This is a genomic window from Anaeromassilibacillus sp. Marseille-P3371, from assembly GCF_900169665.1.
GTDB lineage: Bacteria > Bacillota > Clostridia > Oscillospirales > Acutalibacteraceae > Anaeromassilibacillus.
In genome coordinates this window covers 2,950,309-2,968,982 of the sequence record NZ_LT835157.1, presented here as the reverse complement: position 1 = coordinate 2,968,982, position 18,674 = coordinate 2,950,309, and the positions used below count along the sequence as shown (strand labels likewise).

The 18,674-nt window shown below is 48.1% G+C and carries 15 protein-coding genes, 2 tRNA genes, 1 rRNA gene and 1 riboswitch; of the genes, 13 read left to right on the top strand and 5 right to left on the bottom strand.

The features are described from left to right. Window positions 1-1,506: 1,506 nt before the first annotated feature. Window positions 1,507-1,699: riboswitch (cobalamin riboswitch) on the top strand. Window positions 1,700-1,852: 153 nt separating this feature from the next. The 8 genes from B9Y59_RS12525 to B9Y59_RS12490 all read left to right on the top strand — a co-directional run bounded on the left by B9Y59_RS12525 (window position 1,853) and on the right by B9Y59_RS12490 (window position 8,582). Continuing rightward, complete coding sequence (locus B9Y59_RS12525; protein ID WP_158089032.1) at window positions 1,853-2,905, top strand: ABC transporter substrate-binding protein; 1,053 nt, start codon at window positions 1,853-1,855, stop codon at window positions 2,903-2,905. Then, a complete protein-coding gene (locus B9Y59_RS12520) occupies window positions 2,905-4,062 on the top strand; it encodes a FecCD family ABC transporter permease (RefSeq protein WP_242967309.1) in 1,158 nt (385 codons plus the stop codon). The genes B9Y59_RS12525 and B9Y59_RS12520 overlap by 1 nt, the downstream gene beginning before the upstream one ends. Further along, window positions 4,059-4,820, top strand: coding sequence for an ABC transporter ATP-binding protein (locus B9Y59_RS12515; RefSeq protein WP_085533825.1), 762 nt, complete (start codon window positions 4,059-4,061; stop codon window positions 4,818-4,820). The genes B9Y59_RS12520 and B9Y59_RS12515 overlap by 4 nt, the downstream gene beginning before the upstream one ends. A gap of 146 nt (window positions 4,821-4,966) precedes the next feature. Then, window positions 4,967-5,806: a helix-turn-helix domain-containing protein gene (locus B9Y59_RS12510; RefSeq protein WP_143255313.1), complete on the top strand. Its 840-nt coding sequence runs from the start codon at window positions 4,967-4,969 to the stop codon at window positions 5,804-5,806. Beyond that, window positions 5,793-6,701 (top strand): DMT family transporter, encoded by a 909-nt coding sequence (locus B9Y59_RS12505; protein WP_085533821.1) that lies wholly within the window; start codon window positions 5,793-5,795, stop codon window positions 6,699-6,701. The genes B9Y59_RS12510 and B9Y59_RS12505 overlap by 14 nt, the downstream gene beginning before the upstream one ends. Further along, entirely contained in the window at window positions 6,688-7,110 is a 423-nt protein-coding gene (locus B9Y59_RS12500) for a DUF2000 domain-containing protein (protein WP_085533819.1), read from the top strand. The genes B9Y59_RS12505 and B9Y59_RS12500 overlap by 14 nt, the downstream gene beginning before the upstream one ends. Window positions 7,111-7,396: 286 nt before the next feature. Further along, the gene (locus B9Y59_RS12495; RefSeq protein ID WP_085533817.1) at window positions 7,397-7,870 is read left to right on the top strand and encodes a methylated-DNA--[protein]-cysteine S-methyltransferase; all 474 of its coding nucleotides are present in this window, start codon (window positions 7,397-7,399) and stop codon (window positions 7,868-7,870) included. Continuing rightward, on the top strand, window positions 7,857-8,582 hold the full coding sequence (locus B9Y59_RS12490) for a DNA alkylation repair protein (protein WP_085533814.1): 726 nt from the start codon (window positions 7,857-7,859) through the stop codon (window positions 8,580-8,582). Before B9Y59_RS12495 ends, B9Y59_RS12490 begins: the two co-directional genes overlap by 14 nt. A 493-nt stretch (window positions 8,583-9,075) precedes the next feature. On the opposite strand, the gene B9Y59_RS12480 is transcribed toward B9Y59_RS12490, so the two are convergent. Next, window positions 9,076-9,495 (bottom strand): YjdF family protein, encoded by a 420-nt coding sequence (locus B9Y59_RS12480; protein WP_054324904.1) that lies wholly within the window; start codon window positions 9,493-9,495, stop codon window positions 9,076-9,078. A gap of 105 nt (window positions 9,496-9,600) precedes the next feature. Next, window positions 9,601-10,434 (bottom strand): MerR family transcriptional regulator, encoded by an 834-nt coding sequence (locus B9Y59_RS12475; protein ID WP_085533809.1) that lies wholly within the window; start codon window positions 10,432-10,434, stop codon window positions 9,601-9,603. A gap of 456 nt (window positions 10,435-10,890) precedes the next feature. Between B9Y59_RS12475 and B9Y59_RS12470 the strand changes: the two genes are divergently transcribed. From B9Y59_RS12470 to B9Y59_RS12460, 3 genes are all read left to right on the top strand, one after another. Beyond that, complete coding sequence (locus B9Y59_RS12470) at window positions 10,891-11,556, top strand: HAD hydrolase-like protein (protein WP_085533807.1); 666 nt, start codon at window positions 10,891-10,893, stop codon at window positions 11,554-11,556. Between the two features lie 90 nt (window positions 11,557-11,646). Then, window positions 11,647-11,722 (top strand) — tRNA-Thr (locus B9Y59_RS12465). Window positions 11,723-11,819: 97 nt separating this feature from the next. Beyond that, window positions 11,820-11,905 (top strand) — tRNA-Tyr (locus B9Y59_RS12460). Window positions 11,906-12,182: 277 nt separating this feature from the next. On the opposite strand, the gene B9Y59_RS12455 is transcribed toward B9Y59_RS12460, so the two are convergent. Together B9Y59_RS12455 and B9Y59_RS12450 are read right to left on the bottom strand one after the other, a co-directional pair. Next, entirely contained in the window at window positions 12,183-12,695 is a 513-nt protein-coding gene (locus B9Y59_RS12455) for a macro domain-containing protein (RefSeq protein ID WP_085533805.1), read from the bottom strand. A 14-nt stretch (window positions 12,696-12,709) separates the two neighbouring features. Beyond that, window positions 12,710-14,077 (bottom strand): Na+/H+ antiporter NhaC family protein, encoded by a 1,368-nt coding sequence (locus B9Y59_RS12450; protein WP_085533803.1) that lies wholly within the window; start codon window positions 14,075-14,077, stop codon window positions 12,710-12,712. A 368-nt stretch (window positions 14,078-14,445) separates the two neighbouring features. Here B9Y59_RS12450 and B9Y59_RS12445 point away from each other — a divergent pair, with 368 nt between their 5' ends. Further along, window positions 14,446-15,600, top strand: a complete 1,155-nt coding sequence (locus B9Y59_RS12445) for a DUF4317 domain-containing protein (RefSeq protein WP_054324909.1) — start codon at window positions 14,446-14,448, stop codon at window positions 15,598-15,600. 131 nt (window positions 15,601-15,731) lie between these two features. On the opposite strand, the gene B9Y59_RS12440 is transcribed toward B9Y59_RS12445, so the two are convergent. Next, a complete protein-coding gene (locus B9Y59_RS12440) occupies window positions 15,732-16,541 on the bottom strand; it encodes an alpha/beta fold hydrolase (protein ID WP_085533801.1) in 810 nt (269 codons plus the stop codon). A gap of 483 nt (window positions 16,542-17,024) precedes the next feature. Here B9Y59_RS12440 and B9Y59_RS12435 point away from each other — a divergent pair. Further along, window positions 17,025-18,539, top strand: a 16S ribosomal RNA gene (locus B9Y59_RS12435). Window positions 18,540-18,674 lie beyond the last annotated feature (135 nt).

Below are 18,674 nucleotides of genomic sequence, written 5' to 3'. Positions count from 1 at the left end.
AGATACGGGAGGTAATGCTCCAGAATGGGAAGCATATCCGCCTACCGACAGCGTTCGTGAGTTGTCAGATTTAGCGCTAATGTTCCTGGTATGGAACCCAAATCCAAGTCGGATGCTACGGACGTATCTCAGGGATAGGGATGTATCGTATGGTGGCGTTATTGTATCGCCATTGCTCGTATGGTTGGATGGATATGGTAAACTCTTGGGAATGGGATAGAAGGTGTTTCTACAGGGAAAATCGGTAATAATCGATAAATACTGGAATCGTGTTGTACAAAGAGTGGAAGCAGCTCGTATCCAAAGTAAGACCTAGCAGTCACTAACGGGAAACTACTCTAGGAAACACCTTAGGTGTGAAAGACGTTGTGCGTTCGGGCGATTGGCCGCACACTGGATAACTTGGGGGAGACATCCTCCGTATCTGGTAAAAATTCTGTAAAAATGCCATAGGCATAAAGGTACTACGTACCGTACTCGACGGCTTAGAGGAGGAAACTTCCATAGGAAAAATCTTAGGAGTAAAAGACACTATTTGCCCAGGCGGTTGGCTGAATACCGGATAGCTTGGGGCAGATATCTGTCCGTATTTGGCGAGAATTGGATGGCCGATGGTAGAATGTTTGCGTAAAAAATTCTGTAAGTACGGAGGGCTACATGCCCGGCGGCCAGTAGCAGGGGGCTTGTATATAGGGAAAGTCTCAGGTACGAAAGACGCTATTTGTCCGGGTGATTGGCTGGATATTGGATAGATTTGGAAAGACATCCGTCCGTATCGGGCAAAAGTTGGACGGTCAGCAGCAGAATGTTTGCATAAAAATGTTGTAGGTATGAAGAAACTACGTGCCCGGAGGCCAATAGTAGGAAACTTCCGAAGGAAACACCTTAGATGAGAAAAACGTTATGAGTCCGGGTGGTTGACTTAATACTGTATAACTCGGGAAAGACAACCGTCTGTATTGGGCAAAAGTTGGACGGTCAACAGCAAAACACTAGTGTAGAAAAAGACGTAGATATGCAGGCGCTACATGCCTGGCGGCCAACAGTAGAAAATTTCCAAAGGACACACTGTAGGGGAGCAAGACGTTATACATCGCAGGCCAAAGTACGCACGAATTGGGATGGAATAGGAGTACCTATACGACATTATCAGATCTTTCAGAATGTAATGCCCGCATTGCACGATAACCACAGGCCGGACAACGTTATCTCAGGCAGAAATCGAAAGAGTAGGGGGAGAACCTTTTGTGATGAGGGTGAAAAAACTTTTGGCGAATCCGTGAAAATCTGTAAGGAGAAAGATTCCCATAACAGAAGTTGAGGAGGCAATCCTCTTTACAGCAGGTCCATATCAGACAAAGACCCCTGTACCGGAAAACCGGTGCAGGGGCTTTGTTTTTGTGGGATATAATTTGAAAGGGGAGAGAGGCATTAGCAGGAGTGGTGGAATAGGCAGCGGTCGATTGACATTCTTTAAAGGATGTTCTATACTTTAAAACGACAAAAGAATCGAATAGGGTTTATGGTTCAAACCATAGAGTGGTTTGATGAAAAGGGAAACAAGTGCGAATCTTGTACAATCCCGTTGCTGTGTTTGCGGAGCCAGTTCCCAAATGCCATTGACAGAAATTTCTGTTGAGAAGGTGGAATATGGCGATGATGCATGAGTCAGAAGACCTGCCATGAACTCGGTAACCATTCTGCGGACGACGGAGCCGGTTGCCAGAAAACGTCCAAGGGGGACGTGCGCCCTTTTGACGATCTGGAAGCCCCGCCCGCAACAATTGTTGCGGGCGTTTTTGTTGTCTTTTGTCGCAAAAGCATGCTTTACAGATCGAAAAGGAGTGGAAGAATGATGAAAAAAAGAATTCTCGCAGCCCTATTGGCGATTTCGATGCTACTGAGCTTGGCGGCCTGTAGAAATGCCTCACAGGTATCCTCCGAGTCGGAAAATACGTCATCGGATGTGGACCAGACAGTTTCTTCGGAAGCTTCTTCACAGGAAGCTTCCCCGGAGGATACCGATTACTATCCGGTGACGGTTGAAGTTTATAATAATGCAAGGGAATTGGTCCCTTATACGTTTGAAAAATGTCCAGAAAAAACGCTGGTTTATGGACGGAACAATGTAGAAATTCTTTTGGCGCTTGGCTTAGGCGATAAGATTGAGATGGTGGCCGATTGTAGCAGTGTCATGCCCGAATACGCAGAGGAGTTTGCCAAGTTGGACCTTCTGAAAAATCATCAAGACGTCGGATATTTTGTCAAAGAGTATGCTTTAAGCTTGGAGCCGGATATGGTGATTGGCTGGTATTCCCTGTTCAATATGGAGGACCGTATGGGAGATGTGGATTTCTGGCATGACCGTGGAATTGGCACCTATACGACCATCAACAGTGTGTTGCGCGGCGATGAATCTCTGGAAAATGAGTATCAGGATATTCGCAATTTGGCAAAGATCTATAACCGGCAGGACAAGGCGGAAGAGATCATTGCAGATATCGAAAAATTTGTCGATCAGGGCAAGCAGGCTGCAGAAGGCGGGGAACCACAGAGAATCTTGATTGCTGAAAAATGGGAAGGCGAGTATGACATCTACCATGCAAAGACTGCGGCCGGCGATATTGCGGCACAGATGGGGGCGGAGCCGCTTGGACAGGCAGGCTGGACCGATGAAGAGATCGTAGAGGCTAACCCAGAGGCCATCTTTGCGGTACATGTTGGTTCTGTTTCTGATGAGGAAGCGATTGCCCTTTATACGGAGAATCCTGCCTTGGCCAGCGTAGATGCAGTAAAGAACGGACGCATCTATCCGGTGGAATACAGCCTCGCCTATGCGCCGGGAGTCCGTACGAAGGACACCGTAAAGTTGTTCCTCAAGTGCCTCTATGGGATCGATGAATAATGGGAATGAACATGCGGCGTAAGGATTCAGAGGCAACGGAAGTTATATCTTCGCGTGGAAAACCACAATCGGTTGTGGGTGAAGCTTCTCGGCTTGCCACCGGCGTGTTCCGTGGAATCCCGGCATATGTTTGCGCCATCGTCGTTCTATTGGCAGTACTGGTGCTTTCTGTACTTTTTGCCGTGACGGTAGGTTCGGCCGATTTGACGGTTCAGGAGGTGTACGACATCATCCTGTTTGAATGGTTTCATATTGGTGATCCTGCCGTACTGGCCCAGGGTGCTGTCCATGACATCGTCTGGTTCATTCGTTTGCCGCGCATTGTGTTGGGAGTCGCTGTGGGCATGGGACTGGCGACAGTTGGCGTTGTCATGCAGGCGGTGGTGCAGAATCCATTGGCAGATCCATATATTCTAGGAATTTCTTCGGGAGCATCCCTTGGTGCGACAGCAGCCATTCTCCTGGGAATCGGGGTGTTTGGTTCCAACAGTGTGGGGGCATGTGCTTTTTTGGGGGCATTGGGGGTTTCTTTTGCGGTCATTTGGATTTCACACCTGGGAGGGCGTGCCACCTCGGTCAAACTGGTGTTAGCCGGTGTCGCACTCAGTTCCGTTTGTTCTGCCGTTTCAAACTTTATTGTCTATGTAGCGGATGATCCCGGACGCTTTATGACGGTGACCTTTTGGTTGATGGGGAGCTTAGCGGGCGCCGAATGGGAGAGCAATGGTGTGATCTTCTTGGTGGTGCTGTTGGCCTTGGCTTTTTTCCTGACACAAAGCCGGACGCTAAATCTTATGTTGTTGGGAGACGATACAGCGATTACGTTGGGGACAAATTTGCACCGATACAGGCAGGTTTATCTTGTGGCCGCGTCGCTGGTTGTTGGGTTTGTTGTATATGCTTCCGGCGTGATCGGTTTTGTCGGGCTCATTATTCCACATGTAATTCGCGTGTTGTTCGGGGTGGATCACCGAAAACTCTTGCCACTCTCTGCACTGGCAGGTGGAATTTTCTTGGTGTGGGCGGACGTGGTGGCCCGCACGATCATTCCGAATGCAGAATTACCGATTGGAATCTTGATTTCCATTGTGGGCGCTCCGGCGTTTGTCCTACTGTTAATCAAAAAGACGTATTCGTTCGGGGGGAAGGCAGCATGAGGATTGACGCAGAGAACCTTTCCTTTTCTTGGGGCAGCACACAGATTTTAAAGGATGTATCCCTACATGCAGAGGACGGCTGCTTTGTGGGGCTCATTGGCCCAAATGGCAGCGGCAAGAGCACTTTTTTAAAATGTGTTTACCGGGTATTACAGCCTAAGATGGGATGCATTTTATTGGATGGAAAAGAAATTACGCACATGGGTTATAAGGAAACCGCACGCCGCCTAGGAGTGGTTGCGCAGCACAATGCCTATGATTTTGATTTTCTTGTAAAGGATATCGTGCTGATGGGGCGTTCCCCTCATAAACGTACGATGGATCGCGATACGGCGGAAGATTACGCAATGATGCGGGATGCACTACGGCAAGTAGGTATGGAGAGGTTTGAAAACCGTTCTTTTTCCAGCCTTTCTGGAGGAGAACAACAGCGTGTTATTTTGGCTCGTGCTCTGGCACAGGATACAGAAGCGTTAATTTTGGATGAGCCGACCAATCATCTGGACATTAAATATCAGCTTCAGCTATTAAACATCGTCAAGTCGATGCATAAGACGGTCTTGTCTGCCTTTCACGATTTGAACTTAGCTGCAATGTACAGCGATATCCTTTATGTTGTCAAGGATGGCGCAATCTATGGCTATGGAAGGCCCCGTGAGGTTCTTACAGAGCAGATGATTGCCGAGGTCTACGGTGTACGGGCAGAAGTTCGCACCGATGAGCATGGGCAGTTGACCATTATCTATCGGGCTCAATAGTCGATACAAACCCGCTGCTGAGAGAAGTTCTTTCGGCAGCGGGTTTTCCTATTGGTTCCATCCAAAAAGAGCAATATCCTACAAGACAAACCACAGGCATTCATGGTAAACTGATGTGCAGAGACAGGGGAGAGAAGGGAACATCATTGTCTATTGAAAATCGAATGATTTGTTTTGACACCCAATTACATATTGAGGCATACTTTTTGCAGGGAATTGTCCAAGATTTTCCCAACCATTTCCATGAGGAGTACGTGATTGGATTCTTGGAAAGCGGCCTCCGGCAGCTACGGTGCAACAACCGTGAATATCTCGTTCAGGCGGGTGACCTTCTGGTATTCAATCCACGAGACACGCACGCCTGCACGCAGGTGTCGGAGGTACCTTTGGATTGGCGCTGTCTGAATATCCGACCAGAAGTGATGAGCCAAATGGCGGGGGAAATTACAGGACGAGAGTATCTGCCCTATTTCCAACCGAATGTATTGTTGCAAAGTGAACACACAGCGGTTTTATGTGAGCTACACGACCGGATTGCTCAGGGGGACGCGAGTTTTCGAAAAGAGGAATTGTTCTTCTTCCTGATGGAGCAGCTGATCCACACATATGCAGAACCCTCCATATCGCCGGAAGAACAGGCATTTGACGGAGCGATTGAGGCAGTTTGCGCCTATTTGGAGGAGCACTATGCGGAAACGATCGCACTCAATGAATTGGCCGCGATTGCCAACCGAAGTAAATATCATTTGTTGCGCACTTTTACAAGACAGAAAGGGATTTCCCCGTATCGCTACCTGGAAACCGTTCGCATCGGAAAGGCTAAAAAACTGTTGGAAGAGGGAACGTCTCCGGCGGAAGCGGCTTTTCGGACAGGATTCTCCGATCAGAGTCATTTTACCAATTTTTTTAAAACCCTGATTGGTTTGACTCCTCGCCAATACGGCAATATCTTTTTAAAAGGGAGCATCAAAGATGAAGGAAACTAAAATAGCGGCGGGGCATCTGCTTTCCGTATTGACGATCTTGATATGGGGAACCACCTTTATTTCTACAAAGGTACTTTTGCGTGCATTCAGTCCGGTGGAAATATTGGTATTCCGGTTCCTACTGGGGACAATTGCTCTCTGTATCGCTTGCCCGCACCGCCTCAAAGTGACGGACCGCAAACAAGAAAAATATTTTATAGGCGCGGGCATCTGTGGAGTAACACTATATTTTTTGTTGGAAAACATAGCGCTTACCTATACCTTGGCCTCCAATGTTGGCATTATTATTTCCGTGGCGCCGTTTTTTACCGCTCTATTTGCCCATTGGTTTTTGGACGGAGAACCATTACAAGCGCCATTTTTCATCGGATTTTTTGCGGCAATCGCAGGAATTTGTTTGATTACGTTTAATGGAAGTACTGTGTTGAAGCTCAATCCTACCGGGGATCTTTTGGCCGTCTTAGCGGCTGTGGTATGGGCGCTTTATTCCGTACTGACGAGAAAGATCAGCCAATTTCATTATCCCACGATCCAGACTACCCGCCGCGTATTCTTTTACGGCTTATTATTTATGATTCCAGCCCTATTCTTTTTGGACTTTCATCCAGCGTGGGAACAATTGCTCCAACCGGTCCATACACTGAATTTACTTTACCTGGGTTTGGGGGCGTCTGCTCTCTGCTTTGTCACATGGAATGTGGCTGTCAAAGTGCTCGGTGCGGTTAAGACAAGCGTATATATTTATTTGGTTCCGGTGGTTACAGTGGTGACCTCTGCTCTTGTTCTGAAGGAGCCGGTCACCTGGATGGCTTTGATAGGAATGGGATTGACGTTGGCAGGCTTGTTTCTATCGGAATATCGGGGAAAGGGAGCGAAAAAACATGCAGGCAGATGAATGGAAATGCGTCATGGTGATTGATAGAGAGCTACCAGTTGGGGTGATCGCCAATACAGCAGGCATTCTTGGGATCACCGTGGGAAAGGAACTTCCAGAACAGGTGGGAAAAGATGTGAAGGACGCCTCTGGAACACAACACCGTGGAATCATTGAAAAGCCTGTACCCGTATTGCAGGGAAACCCGGAATCGTTGCGAAAACTGCGAGAGAAGTTCAATTGCTCAGAATACGCGGATGTCATTATGGTGGATTTTTCCGATGTAGCACAGGGTTGCCGTACCTACTCTGAATGGATGGACAAGGCTGCTACGATTCCAGAAGAGGACCTGCGTTACTTGGGATTGGCGATTTGCGGACCGGTCAAGCAGGTGAACCGTCTTACAGGAAATCTACCCCTACTCCGGTAGTACACTGCCAGCTTGATCCTATACCCCCGTTATGCAATATTCGGAAAAACCTTACGAAATCGAAAAAACGGACGGATATGAACATCCGTCCGTTTTTTGTAGCAGTGATGCAAGATTTTGACAAATCACAAAAGGATTTGCGAATAAGAGGAACTACCCCTATAATAAAAGAGAAGACATCCTTCTCATGCTGTGATCGATTGAAAATCAGTCACCAACATCAGCGAAAGAGTGTTAGCTGATTTGCGATGTACAAACAAAACTGGGAAAAAGGAGTAGAAACAAGATGGACTGTCTGTTTTTTTACGATACGGAACTAGGCCGGGTTTCCATCGGCGAAAAGAAAGGGGCAATCGTATTCTTGGGGCTTCCTGGGGAGGAAGTTCCGAAGGATGTACCGGTTTGTGAAACCGAATTGCTCCGGCGAGCGTCGGAACAACTTCGGGAGTATCTGAGCGGTGAACGGAGGACATTTGACCTTCCTCTTGCTCCCGAAGGCACTGCTTTTCAGAAGGCTGTTTGGGCAGAACTCGAAAAAATCCCTTACGGGGAAACACGGAGCTATGGACAGATCGCTGCTCAGGTAGGGAACGCAAAGGCATGCCGTGCGGTTGGAATGGCAAATCACCGCAACCCCATTCCGATTTTTATCCCCTGCCATCGCGTGATTGGCGCCGACGGCAGCTTGACCGGATACGGCGGCGGTTTAGACTGCAAAAAAGTCCTATTACGATTGGAGCATAACCATGCGATGTGCTGAAGAGTCTGTCCACTGGGACAGGAAGACGGTTCAGCGGGCATTGCTGGAGATGGCCGAACCGGACTATCAAACGTTTGCCTCCGGTCTCATTCCCGGCGGGAAACCGATGCTAGGAGTGCGTTTGCCTGCATTGCGAAGCCTGGCGAAACGGATTGCGCGCAGTGACTGGCGCGCATTTCTTTCCCTACAGATGGATGAATCCTTTGAAGAGACTCTCCTACGAGGGATGGTGATCGGTTATGCAAAGGCAGATGCCGGGGAATTGTTCGTCCATGTGGCGCATTTTGTGCCGGAAATCAACGACTGGTCCACTTGCGATAGTTTTTGCAATACGTTAAAATTTGTCCGGAAGGTTCCCGAACAGGCGTGGGATTTTTTGCAACCCTATTTTTCCTCGGAGCGGGAATTTGAGGTGCGTTTTGGCGTGGTGATGCTTTTGGATCATTTTATCCAAGAGGCATATTTTGACCGAGTCTTGGATATTTTGGATCGTGTTCAGCACCCGGGGTACTATGCACAGATGGCAGTTGCCTGGGCACTCGCGGAATGTTATGCGCATGACCCGCAGCAAACCATGGGGTATCTGAAAGAAAGCCGTTTGGATGCCTTTACATTCAACAAGGCGATTCAGAAAATGACAGAATCTTTCCGCGTGCCAGCGGCGGACAAAGAACGCCTTCGCGCGATGCGGCGACCGAAGGAAACAGAATAAGGTGCAGCAAAACGCCTGATATCCGGATCTTCGGGGCCCCCAGGTCAATGTAAGCCGTTTGCTGGAATCCTGTTTCGAAGGAGAAACCGATTCAGGATTTGTTCCGTCTAACAAATTCGGACGCATATTTCAACCCATATCTTTTCGGCGGAGGGCGGCATATCGAATGAATGGGCATGATGATAATGGGCACATTCCAACCCGCACCTTCCGCATGGAGGGGGATTGAGCCCCTGACAAAATCTGGCCATGATCTGGTGATTTCAATCCACGTCCTCTGTATGGGGGGTGGCTATTACCTCTATGAGGCCAACAACGAGGCGTCTCAAGAATTTCAATCCATACCCTCTGCATGGAGGGTGACACGTCGAAAGTAGCTTACGAACACCCCACCACAAGAATTTCAATCCATCCCCCATTCTGGAGGGCGGCTTTTGCGAAAGGACCAGCATAGAGACGGCGCACAAAAAGAACACAGGGGCAGGTAAGCCCCTTACCTGCCCCTGTGCTTTTCCTTCTTACGTTGTTGACGCAGGGCAAACCGTCGAGCCTTTTCCTCTTCGGATTTCTTTTTCCGATTTTCTTTCCGCTCCTGTTTGCCCAATTCCCGCTGCATCTGCAAGGCCTGCTGTGCTTTCGTGCCGGTTCCCTTGTGGGTCATCGATTGTTTTGCCGTACGCCGTGCCCGCTTGGGGTTCCGAATCTCTGCTGGGGCTTGTCCTGCTGCCACGGGCGGACTAAACTGCATGCATCCCCAGTATTTGAGAAGAAAGTCGTATACCTCATAATCCTTTGGTTCTGCACCAAAGACGACTCGGCATACTTCCAGGCTGCCATTTTGTGTGCGCTCATAGATGCCCACCCAAAATGGTCCCTCAAAATAGATGGTGAATGTGGCTGCTGTTGTGTCCATTTGAATTCCTCCCATTGTTGAATCCTGCAAAGAACGGACGACCCATGGGAGGGAGGGTTACTGACTGGAAATTCCAGCGCACGGACTACCAACCGCACTGTGTTTTTATCCTTGCTGTTTCATCATATCGCCTTTTTCAGTTCCTTGCAAGGGTGTGACTGGAAAAAGAACCGCGGTTTTCTGCTCTTCGGGATTTTGCACCATTTCCTCATCACAGAGAAACCGTTCGATAACAGGACCACAGACTTGATATTCCAGATGCTTTGCTAGCCACGTTCCTAGAGCGTCATAAGCGGATCGAATGGTCTCATAGGGGCCGGTGTGCACGACAGCCGCGCAGAGACATGCGGGAATGGTGGTAATATTGGGTCCGTGGGCGGATACAACGGCCTGTGCTTCTACCTCCATCGCCTCATAGGAAAATTCCTCCCCCAAAAAGCGCAGTTGTGTTGGCCCCGTGCGCTGAAGGCCACGACGGTTCATCTCGGCGTGAAGTTCGGCAAAGAGTGCGTGTATCTGTTCGGGTGGAATGGTTTTGCGAATAGAAATGACATTTTGTTCCGGACAATGCATGATCCGAACGGAATAGGGCTCATTCATGGGTTCGATTCCCTCCATTTGAGCAATGGCTTGTTCCATAAGGCGAATGGACTTGCGCATCTTTTCCATCGCCTGGCTAGTATGCGTTATTTGTGCCCGTATGTGTAGGGCGAGGACTTCCTGTGGAAGGGGAAGCAGAGCAGCGATCTCCGCAAGCGTAAACCCAAATCCTTTTAATGTCTCAATTTTTGCCAATGTATCCAGTTGTGTTTGCTCATAGTACCGGTAACCATTTTCATTTCCAACATGTGAAGGATGTAGTAAACCAATGCGGTCATAGTGGCGCAGCATACGGGTGGAAATATGCGCCAGCTTTGAAAATTCGCCAATGGATAACATATAGCCATGCTCCTTTTTGTAGAAATTAAGAACCGGTTCTGAAATGAGCATACACCTTGTCATAGTGATAAAGTCAAGTATTTTCTTGATATTTTGTTGGTTTCACTTGACAACATTTGGCACAATGGATTAAAGTATGTAAAAAATAAAAATGGCGTGCAAAAAGCGAAAGAGCTGGAAACATCGAATATTATACTTGGAAGTTGTCTTGAAAATGGATGTTCTTCTTAGAAAATCTTATATTAAAAAATTTTAATCATACCTCTATATATGGTCATTTATTTTGACTATGATGCAATATTTTTTATCAATTCTTTTTATATAAAGTACCGGGTAAAAGAACGGTTTTTTTGCGTAAATGGACATACTAGGGGCATGTGTCTTGCCGGATGTGATTCAGACGATTGTCAAGAAATACCGGTACCACAGGATATGGAAACAGTGGAGGGCTAGGCGATGATAAGCAGATATAAAATTGTTCTCTTCGATTTGGACGGAACTCTGTGTGAATCCGGAGAAGGCATTCTCAATAGTGCTAAGCATGCGATTCAGGCCGTGGGTTTTCCCGTTCCTCCGCCGGAGATTATGCGCAAGTTTATCGGTCCACCCATGGGACAAAGTCTTCAAAATTTCTGTGGAATGGACAAGGAGCTGGCCGAAAAGGCGGTAGCGATTTATCGGGAACGGTATAATCGTATCGGCTGGATAGAAAATCGTTTGTATCCTGGAATTCAAGAGCTTTTGAAGGATTTAAAAGCTTCGGGGGCCAAGCTGTCTACCGCTTCTTCCAAACCCAAGCCCGCTTTGGAGCGGATTGTACAGCATTTTGGGATTCTCGAATATTTTGATGCATTGGTAGCAGCAGGGCCGGATGGATTCCATTCCAGCAAGCCGGAAATGATTGAACAGGCAATCCGGGAGTGTGGAGGTGCGCAAAAGCAGGAAGTTGTCATGATTGGCGATACACATTTTGATGCAAATGGAGCAGTGGAGGCCGGAGTGGATTTTTTAGCCGCGTCATATGGCTATGGAACCAAGGAGGAACTTGCAGCTGCAGGAGCAGCACATTTTGCGGATTCCGTGGAGGCTTTGCGCCCATATCTGTTTATCGATGAAAATTAAACCAAATTTTTCAAAAATCTTTTCTTTTCGGGCTTGACAAACCCGTAAAGTGTATGGTATATTAATCAAGCACTCTTGAGTGATACAAATGCTGGTGTAGCTCAGTTGGTAGAGCAGCTGATTTGTAATCAGCAGGTCAGGGGTTCAAGTCCGTTCACCAGCTCCAGCAGGATTCCTGCTTTCTGCTGACGCGGAGTTTATTTTGGGAAGAATTCCCTGTCAGAACCAGAAACAAGCTTGCTTCCAAAAGAAGCGGCACATATGGAGGAGTTCCCGAGTGGCCAAAGGGGGCAGACTGTAAATCTGTTGCTTTTCAGCTTCGATGGTCCGAATCCATCCTCCTCCACCAGACTGAGTCTGGACGCAATTCGCGTTCAGACTCTTTTCTTTTTTACTCGGGCAAAGTGCCCGCGCTGGAAGCGGCATCTAAAGTGTCCACCCCTTCCAAATTAAAAGCTACATTTCGATTTTTTGAAATGTAGCTTTTTTATGTTTTTGCTTGAATCCCTTCCGCTTTATACGGATTGCGGAGGTGACTTTTTGATATAAAATAAAAAGAGAGCCCATTCTCAACCTGTCGGAGAATGGTCTCTCTTTTTCTCTTGAAAGAACGGTTTTTTAGATACTTATGGTTCTCCACAGCCATACGTCCGAATGGCGTACTCATAAATGCTGCGTCGGTACAACACCAGATAGATTTCCATGGAAGGGTGCTGCTGCAAAAAAAGCTGAATACTGGCTACAGCGGTCTTTAAAGCTTCCTGTCTCGGAATGGCGTAATCGCCGGAGAAAATCAAAGGAAAAGCTAAACTTTTACAGCGATAGGCCGCTGCTAATCCCATAGAATGGAAATAACAAAGCTTTAGAATTCGACGTGCATTGTGAATGGAACCGAACCAGCCCGGACTGGCCGTATGGATGATAAAACGAGCAGGCAGATGAAACCCTGGCGTAATCACTGCTTTCCCCGGCGGACAATATCCCACGTCGCGGCAGGCTTTTTGTAACAGGTGTTCTCCCGCCGCATGGAAAATGGCTGCACAGATGCCCGGCCGCTTTTTCAAAGATACGCTGGCGGCGTTGACGATCGCATCCACCTGCATTTGTGTAATATCTCCGTATACGATGTGGAACGGCATAGAATCCTCTCCTTTTACATCAGAAATCCACAGGCCAGATAGCCAAAGAAACTGACACCGGCGGCCATGGCGGCGTAAGGCATTTGTGAAAAGGCGTGGTCCATATTCTGCATTTTGCAGCAGCTGGAAGTCAATACGGTGGCATCCGAATAGAAACAAGCATGACTCCCCAATGTTGCGCCGGAGACGACCGCTGCCATGACCAATACGAGATTAGCTCCCAGCATGTTGGCCAGAGGCATAATAATTGGGACAATAATCGCAGGCACTCCCCACACGCTGCCCGTGCTGAAATTGAGGATGGCCACAGCGACAAACACCACTGCCGGTAAAATCGAAGCAGTCATATAGGGGCTGATAGCGTGAATGACGTATTCTGCGATGCCGATGTCAGACATGGCCTCCTGCATCACAAAAGCGAAGAAAATAATTGCAACGGTAGGAATCATATTACAAAATCCATGCATGGCCAAATCGCAGAAGCCGGAAAAAGTCATACGGCGGCGGGGAAGATACAATATAAAGCAAACGCCGATAGCTGCGGTTACAGCGAGAAATAATTCCCCGGTGAAGATGGCAAGAAAAATCAGCACACCGATCGGCAGTACAAAGTCCAGCAAACTGCCCTCGGTTCCCTCAGCCCCTTCGTCATCCTCAAAATTCAGAGATTCGCTCTCCGATGAATACACTTGTCCGGTTGCTTTTACGCGGTCATACGCCTTACGCATCCGCCCTATTTTGGGGATGATTCCACTGATAAAGAGCGGGACAATGAGAACGGCAGCAATCGCGTAGAAGATAAAGGGAATAATGTGGTAGAAGGTTTGCAGGGCGTTGCCATAGCCCAGTTCTGCTACACCGGGTTCAGAGAAGAATAGGGCGGAGAAAAAGATCGCCCATGTGGAGAAAGGAAGCAATGCGCATACAGGGGCGCCGGTAGAGTCGATGATATACGACAATGCTTCACGCGGAACCTTTTTGCGATCGGAGATTTGCCGCATGCAGGTGCTTAATGTCATAATATTCAAATAGTCGTCAACAAAAATGAGAATCCCCATAACCCAGGTCAGCAGCATACTGGAGCGGGGACCTTTGCAGAGCCTTTCTAATAGGCGGGAAAATCCGAGTGTGCCACGAGAAGCGCCTACCAAAGCGATCAGCGATCCAAACAGCCCACAAACCATGAATACCCATTCGTGGCTATAATCGGTTACAACGCGGAAAAAAGCATCCATCCAACCTTGAGCGAACCCCCAACCGTCGGTAATGATGTATGTACATAGGGTGCCGAGAATCAGGGATTCCAGAGTTCGTTTCGTCTTTAATGCAAATACAATAACCAATAAAACAGGGACCAACGTCAATATGCCATAGCCATCCATTCAAAGGCCTCCTCATGATATGCTTGCGTCCATGTGCCAAGAGTATAACACGGATCAAAATAACATGAGATTAAGAAAATCGCGGGCATATTAAGGCCACGTTAAAATTTGTATTTGACCATATTAGCATGATGGATATAAAGAGAAAATGACGTGGAGCCGATTGAGAAACGGGGCGAAATGGCGAGCGAAAAAGCGTGTATGGTCGTTTTATGAAAAGTGCTTTTTGCAGAGTACGTATGATTGTGCTACTAAAGAGAAGAAAGAGGAGAGATCGGGCGAAACATTTTCAATAAACCTCTCCGTATGGTATAATAGAACCCAAAGTTTGGTACAACAGATAGACTACTAATAGAGAGGAGATTGCCATGAACGAAAAAGAAGTCGCTGAAATTCGCCGGCGTTTTCGACCAGATAAAAGCAATATCACTTGTGTCCGAGGCTGTTATGTAAATGATAAACATGAGATTGTATCGGAATTTCGCCAGTCGTTGGCTTTGACCCCGCAGGAGGAAGCTGAAAAACTGTTGACCATTCTCAAGCGCACATTGTCCGGAACCCTAGGAAAGAATTTGATCGACATTGATTTCGCCACACAACAGGTGGTGGACAGTGAAGAACACCGTTTGCTGATGGAGCTCCGAAACTCTGCCCTTGAAAACGACGAGGCTATCCAGGAGCTTTTTCAGCGGATTGTCCAGTCGCTTTCCATCGAAGGGCATTACGTCATCCTATTGGCCCACGATACATACGATGTCCCCTACCGTTCTAAGGATGGAGAACAGCAGGGGGATGCCTCTTCAGAGGTATACTCGTACTTCTTATGTAGTATTTGCCCGGTCAAACTGACCAAACCAGCCTTGAGTTACTATATCAATGAAAACGCCTTCCACAACCGCAGGGAGGATTGGATTGTTGCTGCGCCAGAGCTGGGATTCCTGTTTCCTGCTTTTGAGGATCGCAGTACCAATATCTACAGTGTATTGTATTATTCACGCGATATTGCAGAAATCCATCCGGAATTCGTGGACGCTGTGTTCCGTTGTGATATTCCGATGTCAGCTGCTGCGCAAAAAGAAACCTTTGAATCGATATTGGGAGAGACACTGGCAGATGATTGCAGCTATGATGTAATACAGTCTGTGCACGACCAGTTGAGCGGGATGATTGAAGAACATAAGGCAAATAAGGAAGTGGAACCCTTAGTCATTTCCAAGGGAACCGTCGAACAGGTTTTGGAATCCTGTGGGGTTCCGCAGGAGAGAACGGTTGCCTTTTCCGAAAAATATGATACAGAGTTCGGTTCGGATATGGCCATCCGGCCGCGCAACATCGTCAATAGTAGGCAGTTTGAAGTGTGTACCCCGGATGTGACCATCCGCGTAAATCCAGAGCGGAGCGACCTATTGGAAACCCGCGTAATCGATGGAAAGAAATACATCCTCATCCGTGCGGAGGAAGGGGTAGAGGTCAATGGCGTACCCATCCATATTTCCGAAAGGAAAGGGCAAGAAAACGTTTAGTCGTCTTGCCCTTGTTGAGAAACCGATCGTTTTGTTTGTTAATAATATATAAGCTAACATACCTGGCAATGCAGTGTAGATTCGTGTTGTAAAAAAGCACTAAAATACTGCGGCCGGTTTTGATGTTTCGCTTAACTTTTTAGGAATTGAAGGAAACATTGATTAAAACGTTCCAATTCATCGTAGAAGATGCCATGACCACTGTTTTCGAAGGCGAAGAGCTGAGAGCCGGCGATCCGCTGGTTTTGCAGTTCCCCCAGTTCAAACGGCACAATTTGGTCTTGTTTACCGTGAAAGATTCCCGTTGGAACATGCACACTGTACAAGTCGGCACAGCCGTCCTCATCCCTGAGGGCGTAGCCCGTGGCGCTCGTTCCGATGCTGGAGGCCGAGAGGGAAAGATCGCAGAACCAGTCTTTGATCGCTTCGCTATGAGGGCTATAAAGCAGTTTCCGGCTGAAATCTTCGCTGAATTGAGCGCGATCTGTTTGAATTTGCTCAATCATTTGATCTACAGCATCCTGTGTCATTCCATAAGGGAAGTCCGGCGTCTGTGTAAAGCGGGGAGCTGCTGCTGCCAAAAGGACAAGCTTTTTTACACCATAGCCACGACAGCGATTCATATAGCGAAGGACAATCGCTCCTCCCATGGAGAATCCAACGAGGGTAAATCGGTGGAGGCGTAAAGCACGAACGACTTGGTCGATATCGGATGCCATTTGGTCGTAATGATAACAACAGGCAGGGGCATCGGAATGACCGAAGCCCCGCAAGTCCATTGTGATCACTCGATAGCCGCATTTGATGAGAAGTTCCTGCTGGTATTCGAACATCTTGGCCGATAGCGGCCAACCGTGAATCATCAGAATGGTTTCCTTTCCCAAAGGATTGGGATCGTAGACTGCAAGCTTCACGCAATCACGAGTGCGGATAAAAAACATGGTAAAAACTCCTTTTTCTATTCATAATATTGTTTGGACATGCCTTGTGTTCTCTGGAAGGAGCGATTCGGAAAAGGCGCTATACCGGCCTTTTTCATAGGAAAAATCGGGGAGATAAAAAGGATTTCAAAAAAGATTGAAATTTTTTCAAAAAAGGTGTTGACAAAAGGGGTAGGGTTTGGTATTATATTCGAGCACCTTACGAAACGGCCCAAACGAAAGGGACAAGGCGAGAGGCCATAAACCTAGAGAGGAAGCCGGTTTGAAGGTTGCGAAGGACCTTGAAAATTAAACAACGTTACGAAATGAAAAAGGACCCGTAATGACTTTGAGAGGGACGGGAACATCCGAGAGGATGGGAACGGAACTTTCGGACGAAACGAGAATCCAGACTCGAGAAACTGGAATACACGTTAGTGTATCGGATAGAGCTTTTCAAAACTCTAGAAAGATTTAAACGCTCTACGGAGCGATTAAATACAATTTTTAGAGAGTTTGATCCTGGCTCAGGACGAACGCTGGCGGCGTGCCTAACACATGCAAGTCGAACGGAGTTAAGAGAGCTTGCTCTTTTAACTTAGTGGCGGACGGGTGAGTAACGCGTGAGTAACCTGCCTTTCAGAGGGGAATAACATTCTGAAAAGAATGCTAATACCGCATGAGATCGTAGTATCGCATGGTACAGCGACCAAAGGAGCAATCCGCTGAAAGATGGACTCGCGTCCGATTAGCTAGTTGGTGAGATAAAGGCCCACCAAGGCGACGATCGGTAGCCGGACTGAGAGGTTGAACGGCCACATTGGGACTGAGACACGGCCCAGACTCCTACGGGAGGCAGCAGTGGGGGATATTGCACAATGGGGGAAACCCTGATGCAGCAACGCCGCGTGAAGGAAGAAGGTCTTCGGATTGTAAACTTCTGTCCTCAGGGAAGATAATGACGGTACCTGAGGAGGAAGCTCCGGCTAACTACGTGCCAGCAGCCGCGGTAATACGTAGGGAGCAAGCGTTGTCCGGATTTACTGGGTGTAAAGGGTGCGTAGGCGGATCTGCAAGTCAGTAGTGAAATCCCAGGGCTTAACCCTGGAACTGCTATTGAAACTGTGGGTCTTGAGTGAGGTAGAGGCAGGCGGAATTCCCGGTGTAGCGGTGAAATGCGTAGAGATCGGGAGGAACACCAGTGGCGAAGGCGGCCTGCTGGGCCTTAACTGACGCTGAGGCACGAAAGCATGGGTAGCAAACAGGATTAGATACCCTGGTAGTCCATGCCGTAAACGATGATTACTAGGTGTGGGTGGTCTGACCCCATCCGTGCCGGAGTTAACACAATAAGTAATCCACCTGGGGAGTACGGCCGCAAGGTTGAAACTCAAAGGAATTGACGGGGGCCCGCACAAGCAGTGGAGTATGTGGTTTAATTCGAAGCAACGCGAAGAACCTTACCAGGTCTTGACATCCTGCTAACGAGGTAGAGATACGTTAGGTGCCCTTCGGGGAAAGCAGAGACAGGTGGTGCATGGTTGTCGTCAGCTCGTGTCGTGAGATGTTGGGTTAAGTCCCGCAACGAGCGCAACCCCTGCTATTAGTTGCTACGCAAGAGCACTCTAATAGGACTGCCGTTGACAAAACGGAGGAAGGTGGGGACGACGTCAAATCATCATGCCCCTTATGACCTGGGCTACACACGTACTACAATGGCCGTCAACAGAGAGAAGCAAAGCCGCGAGGTGGAGCAAAACTCTAAAAACGGTCCCAGTTCGGATCGTAGGCTGCAACCCGCCTACGTGAAGTTGGAATTGCTAGTAATCGCGGATCATCATGCCGCGGTGAATACGTTCCCGGGCCTTGTACACACCGCCCGTCACACCATGGGAGCCGGTAATACCCGAAGTCAGTAGTCTAACCGCAAGGGGGACGCTGCCGAAGGTAGGATTGGCGACTGGGGTGAAGTCGTAACAAGGTAGCCGTATCGGAAGGTGCGGCTGGATCACCTCCTTTCTATGGAGAAACGATTGGTTGAAGAACTGATCTAAATCCAAGGTCAGGCATTACGAGGAAACATTTCAAAACGTTGTTTAATTTTGAAGGCCCTTCAAGGCTGAGCCTTGAGGCACGGCTCGCCGGGAAACTGGC